12 protein-coding genes are annotated in these 13,560 nt (G+C 61.1%); 2 read left to right on the top strand and 10 right to left on the bottom strand.

Annotation, left to right across the window (positions count from 1 at the left end; genetic code table 11):
- Nucleotides 1–13: 13 nt before the first annotated feature.
- From DBY63_RS17975 to DBY63_RS18005, 7 genes are all read right to left on the bottom strand, one after another.
- The gene (locus DBY63_RS17975) at nucleotides 14–475 is read right to left on the bottom strand and encodes a type IV pilin protein (RefSeq protein WP_081320984.1); all 462 of its coding nucleotides are present in this window, start codon (nucleotides 473–475) and stop codon (nucleotides 14–16) included.
- Nucleotides 472–4,371: a PilC/PilY family type IV pilus protein gene (locus tag DBY63_RS25290; protein WP_158541737.1), complete on the bottom strand. Its 3,900-nt coding sequence runs from the start codon at nucleotides 4,369–4,371 to the stop codon at nucleotides 472–474. The genes DBY63_RS17975 and DBY63_RS25290 overlap by 4 nt, the downstream gene beginning before the upstream one ends.
- 16 nt (nucleotides 4,372–4,387) lie before the next feature.
- Nucleotides 4,388–4,858, bottom strand: coding sequence for a PilX N-terminal domain-containing pilus assembly protein (locus DBY63_RS17985; RefSeq protein ID WP_058791931.1), 471 nt, complete (start codon nucleotides 4,856–4,858; stop codon nucleotides 4,388–4,390).
- Nucleotides 4,855–5,862, bottom strand: a complete 1,008-nt coding sequence (locus DBY63_RS17990; RefSeq protein WP_058791932.1) for a PilW family protein — start codon at nucleotides 5,860–5,862, stop codon at nucleotides 4,855–4,857. The genes DBY63_RS17985 and DBY63_RS17990 overlap by 4 nt, the downstream gene beginning before the upstream one ends.
- Complete coding sequence (pilV, locus tag DBY63_RS17995; protein ID WP_058791933.1) at nucleotides 5,859–6,350, bottom strand: type IV pilus modification protein PilV; 492 nt, start codon at nucleotides 6,348–6,350, stop codon at nucleotides 5,859–5,861. Before pilV ends, DBY63_RS17990 begins: the two co-directional genes overlap by 4 nt.
- Nucleotides 6,347–6,865 carry a GspH/FimT family pseudopilin gene (locus DBY63_RS18000; protein WP_256594442.1) on the bottom strand — a complete coding sequence of 173 codons (519 nt, stop codon included), beginning with the start codon at nucleotides 6,863–6,865 and terminating at the stop codon, nucleotides 6,347–6,349. The genes pilV and DBY63_RS18000 overlap by 4 nt, the downstream gene beginning before the upstream one ends.
- A 63-nt stretch (nucleotides 6,866–6,928) precedes the next feature.
- Entirely contained in the window at nucleotides 6,929–7,453 is a 525-nt protein-coding gene (locus tag DBY63_RS18005) for a GspH/FimT family pseudopilin (RefSeq protein WP_108582522.1), read from the bottom strand.
- Nucleotides 7,454–7,548: 95 nt separating this feature from the next.
- Here DBY63_RS18005 and thiO point away from each other — a divergent pair, with 95 nt between their 5' ends.
- Entirely contained in the window at nucleotides 7,549–8,652 is a 1,104-nt protein-coding gene (gene thiO / locus DBY63_RS18010) for a glycine oxidase ThiO (protein ID WP_039975814.1), read from the top strand.
- Here thiO and DBY63_RS18015 read toward each other — a convergent pair whose 3' ends face one another.
- The 3 genes from DBY63_RS18015 to DBY63_RS18025 are packed head-to-tail and all read right to left on the bottom strand — an operon-like array spanning nucleotide 8,653 to nucleotide 11,802.
- Nucleotides 8,653–9,993, bottom strand: a complete 1,341-nt coding sequence (locus DBY63_RS18015; protein ID WP_007160808.1) for a sigma-54 dependent transcriptional regulator — start codon at nucleotides 9,991–9,993, stop codon at nucleotides 8,653–8,655.
- A gap of 2 nt (nucleotides 9,994–9,995) precedes the next feature.
- Nucleotides 9,996–11,570, bottom strand: coding sequence for an ATP-binding protein (locus DBY63_RS18020; RefSeq protein ID WP_027600186.1), 1,575 nt, complete (start codon nucleotides 11,568–11,570; stop codon nucleotides 9,996–9,998).
- On the bottom strand, nucleotides 11,554–11,802 hold the full coding sequence (locus tag DBY63_RS18025; RefSeq protein WP_027600187.1) for a PP0621 family protein: 249 nt from the start codon (nucleotides 11,800–11,802) through the stop codon (nucleotides 11,554–11,556). Before DBY63_RS18025 ends, DBY63_RS18020 begins: the two co-directional genes overlap by 17 nt.
- A 131-nt stretch (nucleotides 11,803–11,933) precedes the next feature.
- Here DBY63_RS18025 and DBY63_RS18030 point away from each other — a divergent pair, with 131 nt between their 5' ends.
- Nucleotides 11,934–13,556, top strand: coding sequence for an NAD+ synthase (locus DBY63_RS18030; RefSeq protein ID WP_108582509.1), 1,623 nt, complete (start codon nucleotides 11,934–11,936; stop codon nucleotides 13,554–13,556).
- Nucleotides 13,557–13,560: the final 4 nt, after the last annotated feature.

Genomic DNA, 13,560 nt, shown 5'->3' on the forward strand with positions numbered 1-13,560 from the left:
CGTCGCTGGCGCCCTAGCGGCGCCAGCAGTCGGCGGTGGTGACGTTTTGGCCGGTTTGGCCCTTCAAGCCGGTGTTGGTGAGTGTCAGACTTCCGCATCGATCACCTGCCATGGAGCCGCCTGCACGAGGCGCCGCCTGGAGGGTGTAGGTAGTAGCCGTGATCGCACTCAGACTCAAATCGTAGATGGCCCGCCCGCCATCCTTCGGAGAGGTAGTGAACGGCAGAGTGGGTGCCGTCGTGCCTGCCGTATCCGTGGTGTAGCTTCCTAATCGAGTGAAGTTACGCTCCATAAGCTGAGCCAGCTCCATGAGAGAAGCCTGAGCGTCAGCCCTGTTCCCCTTGCGTACGTGCTCCGTGTAGGACGGATAGGCAATGGCCGCCAAGATGCCAACTATAGCCACAACGATCATCAACTCGATGAGCGTGAAGCCTCTTTGGCGGTTTGGATGTAGATATTGTGTCATTGACTTCATCTGATTTCGCGCCAGGTCATGCGTTTCGAACTGCTGTTCGGGTCATTGATATCTTGGCAGATCGTGTTGCCATTCGAGTCCGAATGGCACAATTTCCCTGTTGCTGTAGAGCCGTCGGTTGTATCGCCATTACCGCGAACGAAGCTGGGTGTCTTGATGATGCCGCTCTGGTCGTCTGAAATTCCAGAGAAAGGGACCTTGGTGCCGTTTGCCAAGCTGTAATAATCACCTTGATCAAAGGTGCCGTCACCGTTGTAATCGAAGAAACTGAAGTTGAGAGTACCCCCGTTCAGGACGTCCAACGTCATGATCCAGCTTGTACCTCCGCCACCGCAGGGGTCGCTGTTGGGTGTCATGGTGGTGAAGACCAAGACACCGTTTCTCAGTGTCGGCCTGGCAATGACCCTTTCGCTCGTTAGCGCTCCAGACCCACCGTTGCTGCTCTTCCACACCAGATCCATGAACCAACCTGATTTATCCGAGCCGATCTTAGCGCTGGTGACCGCACGGGCACGGCGGTTGCCAATGGTTTGCTGGGCGATGATGGCCTGTTCAACGAGATTGCTACGGCTGATCTGCTGTCCCCTGTCGATCAGGCCATAAAAGGTTTCCAGGCGCGGATTGGCAGGTACCTCGTTGTCCCCAATCTGATAGTAGCTTCCGGTACCGAAAAGAATAAGCGGATTGCCGTCGCTGTTGAGGGCGGCTTCGAGAGGCGCAGTGATAGGTTGAGCGGGATTGCTGGTGCCATTGGCTGTTCTTGCAGTGAACAGGGGCAGAATGTTTGCCCCGCTCTTCAAGGCAGCAGGAGCGTCCCAATTGGCCGGATTGACTCCTTTCAGATCAAAACGCCAGATATTGCCGGCAGTATCGCCAGCATAAAGGCGATCCACGATGCGATCGTTATTGGTATCAATGGCAAGGGGCTCTCCCAAGCCCCCGGTCGTAGAGACAGTAAAGGTCTTGAGGACGCTGCCAGTGCCGGCGTCCAGGATCCAGATTTTGCCCTGACTGACACTGCTGTCGCTGAAGCCACTAGTCACGATTACACCGAACTTGCCATTCTCCAGTGCGACCAGGGCAGGCTTCTGAATGGGATATCGCATGTCGGGCGAAGAGAACTCCCAGAGTACGTTGCTGGGGGCCATGTTGCTGGGGTCGCTCGCGTCCAGGGCAAATACGGTATTCCCCCCGGCACCAGCCGTCCCCACGATGAGGGACTTCCAGCTATTGTTGATCCAGGCATCTCCTCCCGTTGGCGAACCGTCTACATAGTAGCGATGGCTATAGCTGGGATCGGTCAGGCGGTAAAGCTCACCCATCAGGGTACGAGGTACATAGGCGAACAGTTCATTGCCGCCATCGGCCAGGCTGGCGTCGAAACCGTGAAGCATACCGTCGTTGGCGCCTACTACGACCAGCGCCTTGCGTGCCTGATAGGCTGTGCTTTGACGGTAGGTCAGATAGCTTTCACCAGCACTTCCCCATACGGATCCGGCTAGACGGTTATAGCCATAATCTGGTTTGCCTATATATAGAGGGTCTGAGTTGACAATATCTCCCAAGCGGCTCTTGCGTTTACGCATAGGATTACTACCAACGGTCTCTTGACCTCGGTCACCGCGCAGATAATCGAGACGTCGCGACCCTTCTGTAGTGCTGACGTTAGTGCCCGTCGTCGCGGTTCTTTGCAGCGCGACCTTGCTCTCAGTATCCAAGCTGCTCCAGAGAAAATTGACACCTTGGCCCGTTGCCACTGAATAGGTGTTGTTGCTCTGAGCGGTTAGGGTGTTGCTCGTAAAAATCTTACGGCTGCTTGGCTCTAAGATGTCAAGTTTTTTTGCCGCGCTCCAGCTGGAGGAGCTGGCAACACCCGAAGTATTAAGCGCTCTGGCCAGTAGATCGCCACTCCAGAATTTTGCTTCGAATTGAGTTTGGAAGGTGCCGCTCCCGGTATCGAGTTGCTGGCCGTTGGTGCTGATCGAGGTAGTCGAAGTAGTTACCTCTTGGACGATCTTGGCAAAGGCTGCTCGAAGGCCCTTGATCATATTGGGAGCATCACTAGCAACGTAGAAATTGTCAGGGCGCTTGTAATTGGATGAGAGATACTCACCGCTAGTCCACCACAGGTCGTCGGTAATGGCAGCAGCGGTGGCTGCGCTGCTAGAAAAGCCTTGGGGGACCGTGAAGCCGCCATATTTAGCAGCGAGCCAGTATTGGTTCGATGATCTGCCAGCCAGACTTTGATTCTCGCGGACATCCATCCAATAGGTGGAAATGGTCTGGCTACCTGCTTTATCGCTACGCTGGTCCCGCGTATGGGCATCATAAGCAAGGCCGGCGATGTATGCAGAATTGCCACGACCTGTGAAGGGAGTGTTTATGGTGATATTTTCGAGACTGGCGACTTTTTGTGTCAAAGCCTCAACATCTATCGAGGTATCACGGTTCACTTCCGCTGGCTTGGCGGGCTCTCCGCCTGAGGAAGTGATACCGCCCGGTAGATTCTTGTCATTCCAAGTGTTCGTGTCGCCGATGCCAAGAATGACGTTCTTCTGGCAAGAATAGGTAATGGGATCCTGCCAGTCGGTCACTACGGGAAAGCCGTCGGCTTGGGCGTATTTATCGGTGTCCGTGGAGCCGGATAAGTTACTGTAGGCAGATACGTTTCCTTGGTTCTTGAAGTAACGTAGCGCTGTATAATAGAGCTCGCTGACCGGGTCGTTGCTTTTTAGGCTTAGATAAGTGTTCGGCGCATAAGGCATTGAGCCGAATTTGTTCAAATAGTTGATGACGCCACTGTCTGCCACTCCATAGCCTGTCGCCGAGGCTTCACTAGCGGAGGGATTACGCACCAGAATGCCTGTCTGAGGGTCCCATTCGGCGCGTGCAGCATTACTGCTGAGATCTGGCTTGAGAGGCCCGATGAAACTTTGGTTAGCCCGTAGTACACCGCCATCACGTGTTGCGCTGGAGTCATTAAGATAGCTAAATACCGAATAGCGCAACTTGTCAGAATATTGTTGTAGAAGCCCCTCGGGTTTGTAATTGCTTGCCGAGTATCTTTTGCAATTTGCTTCTAGGCCAACGGTGGGGTCGCATACTTTTACTTGCACTCTTACTCGATAGACACTGTAGCGGGTCGAATTGAAAATAGAACCCACGGTATAGTCAGCCTTGAGTAAATTACCATTCCATTGGTTGTTGTCGTTTGGGTCCAGATTCACCCAGACGCTCGACATGTTGTTGCCCGCGCCATAGTCGGCAGAGCCGCCGCCACCGATTCGATCGTTCCAGTTGGAGAACAGCATATCGAAACCTTGGCCTTCCAGACGAACATAGAAGCCAGCCCAGTTGGCCGCAAAGGGGGTAGCACCGGCAATCTCGGACGCTGGCAGCAGTCCCTGACCGCTATTCAAACGGTTGCCAGCAGAGTTTTGTCCACTGTGCCGAGCTTTTTGCAAGACGGTAAGGCCAACATCATCCCGCACTCTGGCACCGCCGGTCAGAGCGCTACGGAAAGGGTCGATGGTTGGGGTGGCGGCCCAGTTGAGGAAATTGCCGCTCCATTGCCTGGCACCGCTGCAGCGACGGCTATTGGCGGCACTGACAGGATTGAACCAACTATTGTCCAGTGAGCCGCCAAAGGCGTAGGTATAGCATTTTTCCGAATCGAAGTATCCGCTATAGACATTGCTGGAACTGTAGCTGCCAAGATTGGCTACAGAGAGGACCGTCGGCCATTCTACCGAGGGCACCAGCGCCAGGCTGCCTGGAATGTCTCCCCCTACAGCCAGCGGAGTCTGGGATACCGTGGCGTTGCCTGGCGTACTCAGCAGAAGCAGCACCATCGCTGAAGGCAGAGTCCACGTCAGAATTCGCAATTGATGAGGCATGACGCTCTCCGAGTAGCTATCGCCTGACAAAGATGGTGTTGATGGTGACATTCGCCGTGGACGCCGACCCGGCTCCGGCAGTGGTAGCCGCTCCAGCACCCTGGGTTTCGATGCGCAGTACGCTTACGTCCAGCGGAATCACCTGAAGGCCATCGCCGGATCTCAGCGGATTGACACCTGGTGTTGGATTGATCCTAAAGCGGGCCTGATTGGGCAGATCCGTCAAAGCATCTGCATTTGTCCAGGTGGCAGTTTGGGCAGCGTTTTGCCAGTCGGTGACGCTGCGGGTGAGGGCGAAGGCTTCGGCCTGTCGCTGGGCCATTTCCGATGCTTGAAAAGCCTGGCTTTGATCGCGAGCATTTCCTGCCATGCGTTCCTGCAGCGTCGTGCCTCTCATACTGGCCAGGGCAATCAGGGTCATCAGTAGCAGCATCACCAAGGTCACGATCAACACCGCGCCTTTTTGATGGAGGGCTGAAGTTCTCATGGCAGATGGTTCCGAATGCTGACGGTTAGGTTGAATACCTGCCCCAGGCGACCGTTATCAAGGGGGACGGTACCGCCACGAAAGGTAAGTTGCTGATCTGGCGATACGGCCTGGGTATCTCTACTAACGGCAATCAGACTGATTTGGGCGGAAATTACGGACTGCCAATCGTTGATGTCCTGAGCGTCTCTATATTGTCCTGCTATCTGGCCATTGCTATTGCCTACTGCATATTGGATCTGCAGATCCTGGATGCCACTGACTAATTCCTCATCGACAACCAAGGGCCTTGCGTCGGCTGTGGCCAGATAGCGGATTCGGCGTAGCGCAGGAAGGCCGGCTGCAACGGAACTCTGACCTATGTAATAGAGCGAACTTTGAAAATTTGAGATTACCGCCGTTTGCGCATAGGGACGATTGATCGCCTGCAGCGTTGTCAACGTGGTGGCGTTGGCTGCGCTTTGATTGATGAAGAGTTGGCAGCCAGCTGTGTCGGAGATGATCAGCAGGCTACCAGGTGTCTGGCCGGTCGCTGCAGTCGTGTTAATGGTCGTGGCGTCTGCACTGACGGGATTGGATAGGGCTATGCCGGTCGCGCCAGCAGCATGCTTGAGTAGAATGACATCCGTTCCGGCTCGTCGGCTCGTGGTGTAGATGTCGTTCAGCCAGCCCGGGATAGAGTTCTCTCCAGCGTCATTCCAGCCTTCGATACCGGTACCGAGAACATAGCGTTCGTCCTTGGTCAGTGTCGTAGGCGTTGGATCATAGAGTGGAAACAGGCAGTCTCCGCGATAGCCGGCGTTTTTCAGATCATAGGCCAGAAAGTCCAGGGCGAAGCGTCCCGATTCCTGTACCTGAGATAGCGCGGAATTGGTCTGATAAGTTTGCCGGGAAGAGAGAAATACCTGCATGACGCCGCCCATGAGCAATAGCCCCAGAAGCAAGGCGATCATGAGTTCGATGATGGATAGGCCCTTCTGGCGGCGAGTCGCCCGATATTTCATAGGCGAGTCCTGTAGGAAAAGGTTTCGAAGCCCGAATTCTCGGCGGTAGAGGTACAGCTATCGTTCTGTGGCGCGACGTATTGAGTGGACTTGATTCGGGCTCGACTGTCGTTCCAGCAGATGGTCACGGTCACGATCTGTCCGCTGGTCACTATGGTCCCTGTGCCCTGTGGCAACGTGGTTGCCAGGTTGTTAAGCCATTGGCCCGTATCGCGCTGGGCCGGGGTACCAGTGATAGCGTTACTGGCCGACGGAGCGGGAAAGGTGGTCAGGGCGTAGCTACCAGCCAAGGCAGCGGTACGGTTCGCACGCATACGATCAGCCATGTCGTTGGCCAAGATAGTCGCCTGTGAGCGGTAATAGGCACCTTGGTTGCTTTGGACGCTTACCGATTGCAGCCCCGCGAGCCCTAGCAGCCCAATGGCGAGAATGACCATGGCAACCAATACCTCGATCAGGGTTGCGCCCCTTTGCTGCTTTGCATTCATGGTGACTGGCAGCCGTTCTGATTGACGAAGGCATTTCCGGTAAGGCTTACCGAAACCGTACGGCGGCAGCTGGGTGTTTCGATACTGAACGACTGGACGGCAGCGAGAGTGGTGAGACCGGTGCTGCGATAGGTGACGCCATCGGCAAGACCGGTCAAGGTGATGCCGGTAGTTGGCTCCCAGACCCGAATGACATTGGGGCCCTGAATCATCAACCAGCCCGCAGTCCAGTCGGTACCGCTTTCACAGGCATCACCCGCGACATTACGCCGACATAGGGTGACGTCGGTACGACGCTTCAGGGCTTCGGAGCGTGTTATCTGCATGGCGCCAAGCAGTTCATTGCTCATGACCGCAGCCCTGTTGCTCTGTAGCGTTCGAGTGAAAGAAGGCGCAGCAATGCTGACCACGATCGCCAGAATGGCGAGCGCTACCAGGGTTTCGATCAGGGTAAAGCCGTACTGGGTCCGCATCGTCGGTTTCGCCGGGCTGGAAGGCCAAGCATGGGGGATCATGCCTGGCTGGACCAGCGTAGGGCGGATATCCGGTCGAAACGGGAAGGTGTCTGGTCAGGACGTTCAGGCGCAGCGATCGCTGGTGCGAAGATTCGCCACCTCGATCCGCCCAGCCTTGTTAAGGACCAGTCGTGCGCGCGGCTCGGCGCCTTGGCAGAGGATGAAGCTGCCGTTCAGGGCGTCGGTCACGCCGCTGTTTAAAAACGTCAGATGAGGTAGCGTACGGAAATTGTTCCACCGCCAGTGCAGTCCGTCGGGGAGCTGACTAATCAGCAGGGTGGGCTCTTCGACCGATTGAAGGCCATCGCGATCCCAGTCGCGGAAGACGCGGGTGGTAGCCGACCAGAGGTTCGAGCTGTCGCACTCGCCGGTCGGTGCATGACAGATGGACACACTGCCGTGGCCATTGATCGCAGCCGCCCGTGCGAAGTTGACCGTCTCCCTGAGTTGCTGAATGGCCAGCTGCTGGCGATTGCGCTGCAGCATTCCCCCAAAGGCAGGGACGGCCAGGGAGGCAACGATACTCAGTATGCTGAGGCAGATCAGGGATTCGAAAAGACTGAAGCCTCGCGCGATGCGATAGGTCATGTTGACGTCCTTGTGGGTAGGCGGCCTTCCTGGCCGCGCTAGCCGTTTTGCGCCAGGACGGCGGAACAGTCAATTCCAGGATGTAGAGGTGTGACGTGATCTTTGATGTAGCGGTGGTCGGGGCGGGTGCGATCGGGTTGATGTCGGCCTATTGCCTGTCCTTGAGCGGTCGGCGGGTGGTGGTGGTCGAGCGCGGTGAGCCGGGGCGGGAGGCGTCCTGGGCCGGCGGTGGGATCGTGTCGCCGCTTTATCCGTGGCGCTATCAGCCGGCGGTGACGGCGCTGGCGCACTGGTCGCAGGATTTCTATCCGGTACTGGGGGAACGGTTGCGGCAGGAGACGGGGGTGGACCCCGAGGTGGAAGTGACCGGGCTGTACTGGCTCGATCTGGAGGACGAAGCCGAGGCGCTGGACTGGGCGCGGCGCAATGTGCGGCCCCTGGCGTCGGTGTCGGTCGCGGCGGTGCGGCAGCGGGTACCGGTGCTGGGGCCGGGCTATGAGCGGGCGGTCTTCATGGCGGGGGTGGCCAATGTGCGCAATCCCCGGCTGGTGCGCTCCCTGCGCGAAGCCCTGCTAGGCATGCCGAATGTGACGCTGGTGAGCGAGTCGCCGGTGACCGGTTTCCTGCGCCAGGGCGAGCGGGTAGTGGGGGTGCAGACGGCGCGCGAGGCCATCCATGCCGAGTCCGTGGTGGTCTGTGCCGGGGCCTGGAGTGGTGATTTGCTGCAGAGCCTGGGGCTGGCCGTGCCGGTGCGGCCGGTGAAGGGGCAGATGCTGCTGTATCGCCAGCCAGCGGGTTATCTGACCAGTATGGTGCTGGCCAAGGGGCGCTACGCCATTCCGCGCCGCGATGGGCATATCCTCATCGGCAGCACCCTGGAGCACGCCGAATTCGACAAGACGCCGACCGCCGAGGCGCTGGCCAGCCTGCAGGCCTCGGCCGCCGAGTTGCTGCCGGCGCTGGCCGGCCAGGCGCCGGTGGCGCACTGGGCGGGACTGCGGCCGGGCTCGCCGGATGGCGTGCCCTTCATCGGGCCGGTACCGGAGCTGCCCGGGCTGTGGCTCAACTGCGGGCACTATCGCAACGGCCTGGTGCTGGCGCCGGCGTCCTGCCAGTTGCTGACCGATCTGCTCACCGAACGCACGCCGATCATCGATCCGGCGCCCTATGCGCCAGGCGCGCGGTTGGCAGCGGACTGATCAGTCGATTCCGAGCTTCTTCAGTCGGTAGCGCATCGAGCGGAAGGAGAGACCCAGGCGTTCCGCGGCGGCGGTGCGATTCCAGCGGGTCTCTTCGAGCGCCTGCATGATCAGCTGGCGTTCGATGGACTCCAGGTGGTCTTCCAGATTGGCGATGTTGGCCAGGCTGGCTTCGCCGGTGGCGGTGGCTGCCGGGGCATCGGCCAGGCGCAGATCGGCCGGGCGGATGACGTCGCCCTCGCAGAGGGTGTAGGCCCGCTCCAGCATGTTTTCCAGTTCCCGCACGTTGCCGGGGAAACGGTAGCTTTTGAGCTTGGCCAGGGCATCCTCGCCCAGCGTGGCCGCGGCCAGGCCGGAGTCGCGTGCCAGGCGTTCGAGCATATGGTTGGCCAGGATGCCGATGTCTTCGCGGCGCTCGCGCAGGGCCGGCACCTGCAATTCGATGACATTGAGGCGGTAGTAGAGGTCCTGGCGGAAGGTCCCGGCGGCGACCTCAGCGGCCAGATCCCGGTGGGTGGCGCTGAGGATGCGTACGTCCAGGCTGATCTCCTGCTGGCTGCCTACCGGGCGCACGGCCTTTTCCTGGATGGCGCGCAAGAGCTTGACCTGCATCGGCAGCGGCAGATCGGCTACCTCGTCGAGAAACAGGGTGCCGCCCTGGGCGGCCTGGAACAGACCCTGCTTGTCCTCGATGGCGCCGGTGAAGCTGCCCTTGCGGTGGCCGAAGAATTCGCTTTCCACCAACTCCGAGGGGATGGCGCCGCAGTTGACCGGCACGAAGGGCCGACCGGCCCGCGGACCCTGCTCATGGATCAGTCGTGCCACCCGCTCCTTGCCGCTGCCCGATTCGCCGCTGATGTAGACCGGCGCCTGGCTGCGTGCCAGTTTGGCGATCTGGTTGCGCAGGGCGCGCATGGGCGGCGATTCGCCGAGCAGTTGGGTTTCGCTGGCGCCGGCCGCCGCCGGGGCAGGCCCGGACAGCCGCAGGGCCGTGCCTACCAGTTCACGCAGGCGCGGCAGGTCCACCGGCTTGGTGAGGTAGTCGAACGCACCGGCCTTGAGGGCCTGGACCGCGGTTTCCAGACTGCCGAAGGCGGTGATCATGGCCACCGGCAATTGCGGAAAGCGTTGCTGGATGAACTGGATCAGGTCCAGTCCCGAGCCGTCGGGCAGACGCATGTCGGTCAGGCAGAGGTCGAAGCTTTCCCGTTCGAGGATGGCCCGGGCATCGGCGATGTTCTTGGCGCTGGCGGTGTCGAGCTTCATCCGCCCCAGGGTGATCTCCAGGAGTTCGCGGATATCGGGTTCATCGTCGACGATCAGGACTTTCTGTCGGGCCATGCTCAGCTCATTGTGCGGGGATGGGCGAAGGTGATGCGAAAACAGCTGCCGTTCGCCAAGGGATGATAGCCAAGTCTGGCCTGGTTGCTCTCGCAAAGCTCACGGGAGATGTACAGGCCCAGTCCGGTCCCCTTGTTCTCGGTGGTGAAGAAGGGCTCGAACAGGTGGTCGAGTTGCTCGGCAGCGACGCCCGGTCCGTCATCGACCACTTCGAGGATGGGCAGGTCGCTTTCCGGATCGCGGTAGGTGCTGAGCCAGACCTGGCCGATGCCGTGCTTTTGGCAGCTGTAGCGCAGGCCGTTCTGCACCAGGTTGGTCAGGATCTGGCCCAGTTGGTGGGGATCCATGTGCGTCTGCAGGGTGCCCGGCTCGGTCTTGACGTGCAGCGTCTGGCCGGCGGGCAGGGTAGGGCGCAACTCCCCGGCGAAGCGGTGCGCCCAGTAGCGCAGGTCGATCAGCTGAGGGGCGGCCTGCTGGCGGCGAGACAGCTGCAGGACGTTTTCCACCACCCGGTTCATCCGCCGCGACTGGTCCTGGATGATCTGCGCCAGGCGCCGGTCCGGCGTGGCCAACTCTTCGGATTCCTGCAGCAATTGCGCAGCGTGACTGATGGCGCCCAGCGGATTGCGGATCTCGTGGGCGATGCCAGCGGTGAGACGGCCCAGGGAGGCGAGCTTAAGTTGCTGGGCCTGCTGGGCGATGCGCGAGACGTCTTCGAGAAAGGTCAGCACCCGCTCGCCTTCGCCCTGCTGCAAACGGGCGAAGCTGGGTTGCAACAGCGGGCCGTTGGCATAGGCGCGCCAGGGCGCCGGCCGGATACTGGGATTGCGCTCCCATTCCTCGAGGCGCTGGGCGAGACCCAGGGCCAGGGGGGCGATGGTGTCCTCGTCGTCCACCCCCAGCAGGCGGCGGGCTGCCGGATTCACCAGCAGCACCTGGTATTCGGCGTCGAACACCAGGATGCCGGTCCGCATGCGTTCGAGGATCAGGGCGTTGAGGGCCTCCAGTTCGGCCACGGCCGTGGCGCGGGTTTCGGCCAGGGCCTGGCTGTCCAGCAGCCTCCGGACCAGGCCCTGCACCAGCAGCGCCGTGGCGAAGCAGAGGGTACCCAGGCCCGCTGCCTGCACATAGCCACTGCCGCTGTCGCCGCGGCGCAGGTCGAGATAGCCGGTCGCCAGCAACAGGGCGATGGCCGCCAGGGCGGCGATCAGCAGGCCGCGGCGGCCACGGATCAGGACGTTGGACACCCCGACGGTCACCACCAGCAGGCTGCCCATGCCGCTGGCGATGCCGCCGGCCAGGAAGAACAGGCCGCCCAGGGCGAGGATGTCGATCAGCGCCAGGGTGAAGGCGCGGCCGCGCAGCAGCCGCTGGCCGACCGCCAGCACGGCGTTGATGGCGAGATAGGCCCAGCTGGCCTGGCGGAACAGCTGGCCGTCGACGGTGCGCAGCCAGTGCTGGTCCAGGTCGCTGGAAATCAGCACCACCAGCGCCAGGCCGATGACGATGCGATAGAGGTGATAGAGCCGCAGGACCGCGTCGGCTCTCAGGGTGCCTGGATCAGTCGCGGTGCTCATGCTGCAACCGGCGATGTTCGGCGCTGCAATACCAGCGCTGGCCTTCGCCATCGGCCAGGGCTCTCTCCTGGGGCACGTGCACGCCGCAATGGGCGCAGCGCACCATGGGGTTGGGCGGTAGCGGGCGGGCCTTGCCGGAAGGCGTCTGCGTCTTGCCACGCCACCAGCGTCTGATCATCCAGAACAGCGCGCCCAGGAGGACGAGCCACAACAGCAGGCGAAGCAGACCCATGGCGATCTCGCAGCGTGAAGGAGGGTGGAGTTTAGCAGGGCCGCTGCAGGCGGTGAGCCCCGCATGGCATCGATTGTCCCGCTTCGCTGCTTGCGGGAAAATGCGCCGATCAATCGGGCAAGGAAGAGTGCATGAGTCAGTTGCTGAACGTCGTGATGGCGCAGGTGAACCTCAAGGTCGGCGACATCCACGGCAATGTGGAACGCATCATCACTGCTGCCCGGCAGGCCCGGGATGAGCTGCAGGGCGATCTCATCGTCTTTCCGGAGCTGTCGCTTTGCGGCTATCCCCCGGAGGACCTGCTGCTGCGCTCGAGCATGCAGCGCCGGATCGAGCAGGGGCTGCAGCGGATCCGCCAGGAGATCGCCGGCATCCATGTGCTGGTGGGCTTTCCCTGGCTGGAGGAGGGGCGACGCTACAACGCCTGCGCGGTCTATCGCGATGGCGCCGAGCTGGCCTTCTATCGCAAGCAGCAATTGCCCAACTACCGGGTGTTCGACGAGAAGCGCTATTTCGAGCCGGGCGACAGCGCGGCCGTGTTCGACTACCAGGGCGTGCCCATCGGCGTCACCATCTGCGAGGACATCTGGTTCGCCGAGCCCATGGCCAGGGCGCGCGCGGCCGGGGCACGATTGATGCTCAACCTCAATGCCTCGCCCTTCCACGGCGGCAAGCAGCCGGAGCGCGAGGCCGTGGTGGGCGAGCGTGCCCGCGAGGGCGGCATGCCGGTGGTCTACGTCAATCAGGTGGGTGGCCAGGACGAGCTGGTGTTCGACGGTCATTCCTTCGTGGTCGATGCCCAGGGGCAGGTCAGTCAGCGCGCGCCGGCCTTCGTCGAAGGCCTCTATCCGGTGATCATCGATGAGGCCCTGCAACCGCAGCCGGCCGAGCTCGCCCCCGTCGCCTCGCTGGAGGCCAGCGTCTATGACGCCCTGGTGCTCGGGGTGCGCGACTATGTGTGCAAGAACGGCTTCAAGGGCGTGGTGCTGGGCCTGTCCGGTGGCATCGATTCGGCCCTCGTGCTGGCGGTCGCCGTGGATGCGCTGGGCGCGGAGCAGGTGGAGGCGGTGATGATGCCCTATCACTACACCGCCCAGATCAGCCTGGACGACGCCGAAGCCGAGGCGCGGACGCTGGGAGTGCGCTACAGCGTCTTGCCCATCGCACCCATGGTCGAGGCCTTTCAGGCGACCCTGGCCGGCGAATTCGCCGGACTCGGGCGGGATACCACCGAGGAGAATCTGCAGGCGCGCTGCCGCGGGACCCTGCTGATGGCCATTTCCAACAAGAAGGGCTACCTGGTGCTCACCACCGGCAACAAGAGCGAGATGGCCGTCGGTTACGCCACCCTCTATGGCGACATGGCCGGTGGCTTCGACGTGCTCAAGGATGTGCCCAAGACCCTGGTGTTCCGCCTCTGCGAATACCGCAATCGCGCGGGCGAGGTGATTCCCCAGCGCGTGATCGATCGCCCGCCATCGGCCGAGCTGTCGCCGGACCAGAAGGACGAGGACTCGCTGCCGCCCTATCCGGTGCTCGACGAGATCCTGCGACTGTATGTCGAGCAGGATCTCTCGGCCGTGGACATCGTCGCCGCCGGCTTCGATGAGGAAACGGTACGCAAGGTGCTGCGCTTTGTGGATCTCAACGAATACAAGCGGCGCCAGGCGGCGGTGGGCGCCCGGGTCACCCAGCGCGGTTTCGGGCGTGACCGGCGCTATCCGATCACCTCGGGCTGGCGCATCGGCGACTAGCTCG

Origin of the sequence: Pseudomonas sp. RIT411, assembly GCF_003057735.2 — a bacterium.
GTDB classification, from domain to species: domain Bacteria; phylum Pseudomonadota; class Gammaproteobacteria; order Pseudomonadales; family Pseudomonadaceae; genus Chryseomonas; species Chryseomonas oryzihabitans.

Bases quoted from the DNA above. Each gene is read 5' to 3' on its own strand.
- DBY63_RS17975 (WP_081320984.1), bottom strand. From the start codon at position 475: ATGAAGTCAATGACACAATATCTACATCCAAACCGCCAAAGAGGCTTC.
- DBY63_RS25290 (WP_158541737.1), bottom strand. From the start codon at position 4,371: ATGCCTCATCAATTGCGAATTCTGACGTGGACTCTGCCTTCAGCGATG.
- DBY63_RS17985 (WP_058791931.1), bottom strand. From the start codon at position 4,858: ATGAGAACTTCAGCCCTCCATCAAAAAGGCGCGGTGTTGATCGTGACC.
- DBY63_RS17990 (WP_058791932.1), bottom strand. From the start codon at position 5,862: ATGAAATATCGGGCGACTCGCCGCCAGAAGGGCCTATCCATCATCGAA.
- pilV (WP_058791933.1), bottom strand. From the start codon at position 6,350: ATGAATGCAAAGCAGCAAAGGGGCGCAACCCTGATCGAGGTATTGGTT.
- DBY63_RS18000 (WP_256594442.1), bottom strand. From the start codon at position 6,865: ATGATCCCCCATGCTTGGCCTTCCAGCCCGGCGAAACCGACGATGCGG.
- DBY63_RS18005 (WP_108582522.1), bottom strand. From the start codon at position 7,453: ATGACCTATCGCATCGCGCGAGGCTTCAGTCTTTTCGAATCCCTGATC.
- DBY63_RS18015 (WP_007160808.1), bottom strand. From the start codon at position 9,993: ATGGCCCGACAGAAAGTCCTGATCGTCGACGATGAACCCGATATCCGC.
- DBY63_RS18020 (WP_027600186.1), bottom strand. From the start codon at position 11,570: ATGAGCACCGCGACTGATCCAGGCACCCTGAGAGCCGACGCGGTCCTG.
- DBY63_RS18025 (WP_027600187.1), bottom strand. From the start codon at position 11,802: ATGGGTCTGCTTCGCCTGCTGTTGTGGCTCGTCCTCCTGGGCGCGCTG.
- DBY63_RS18030 (WP_108582509.1), top strand. From the start codon at position 11,934: ATGAGTCAGTTGCTGAACGTCGTGATGGCGCAGGTGAACCTCAAGGTC.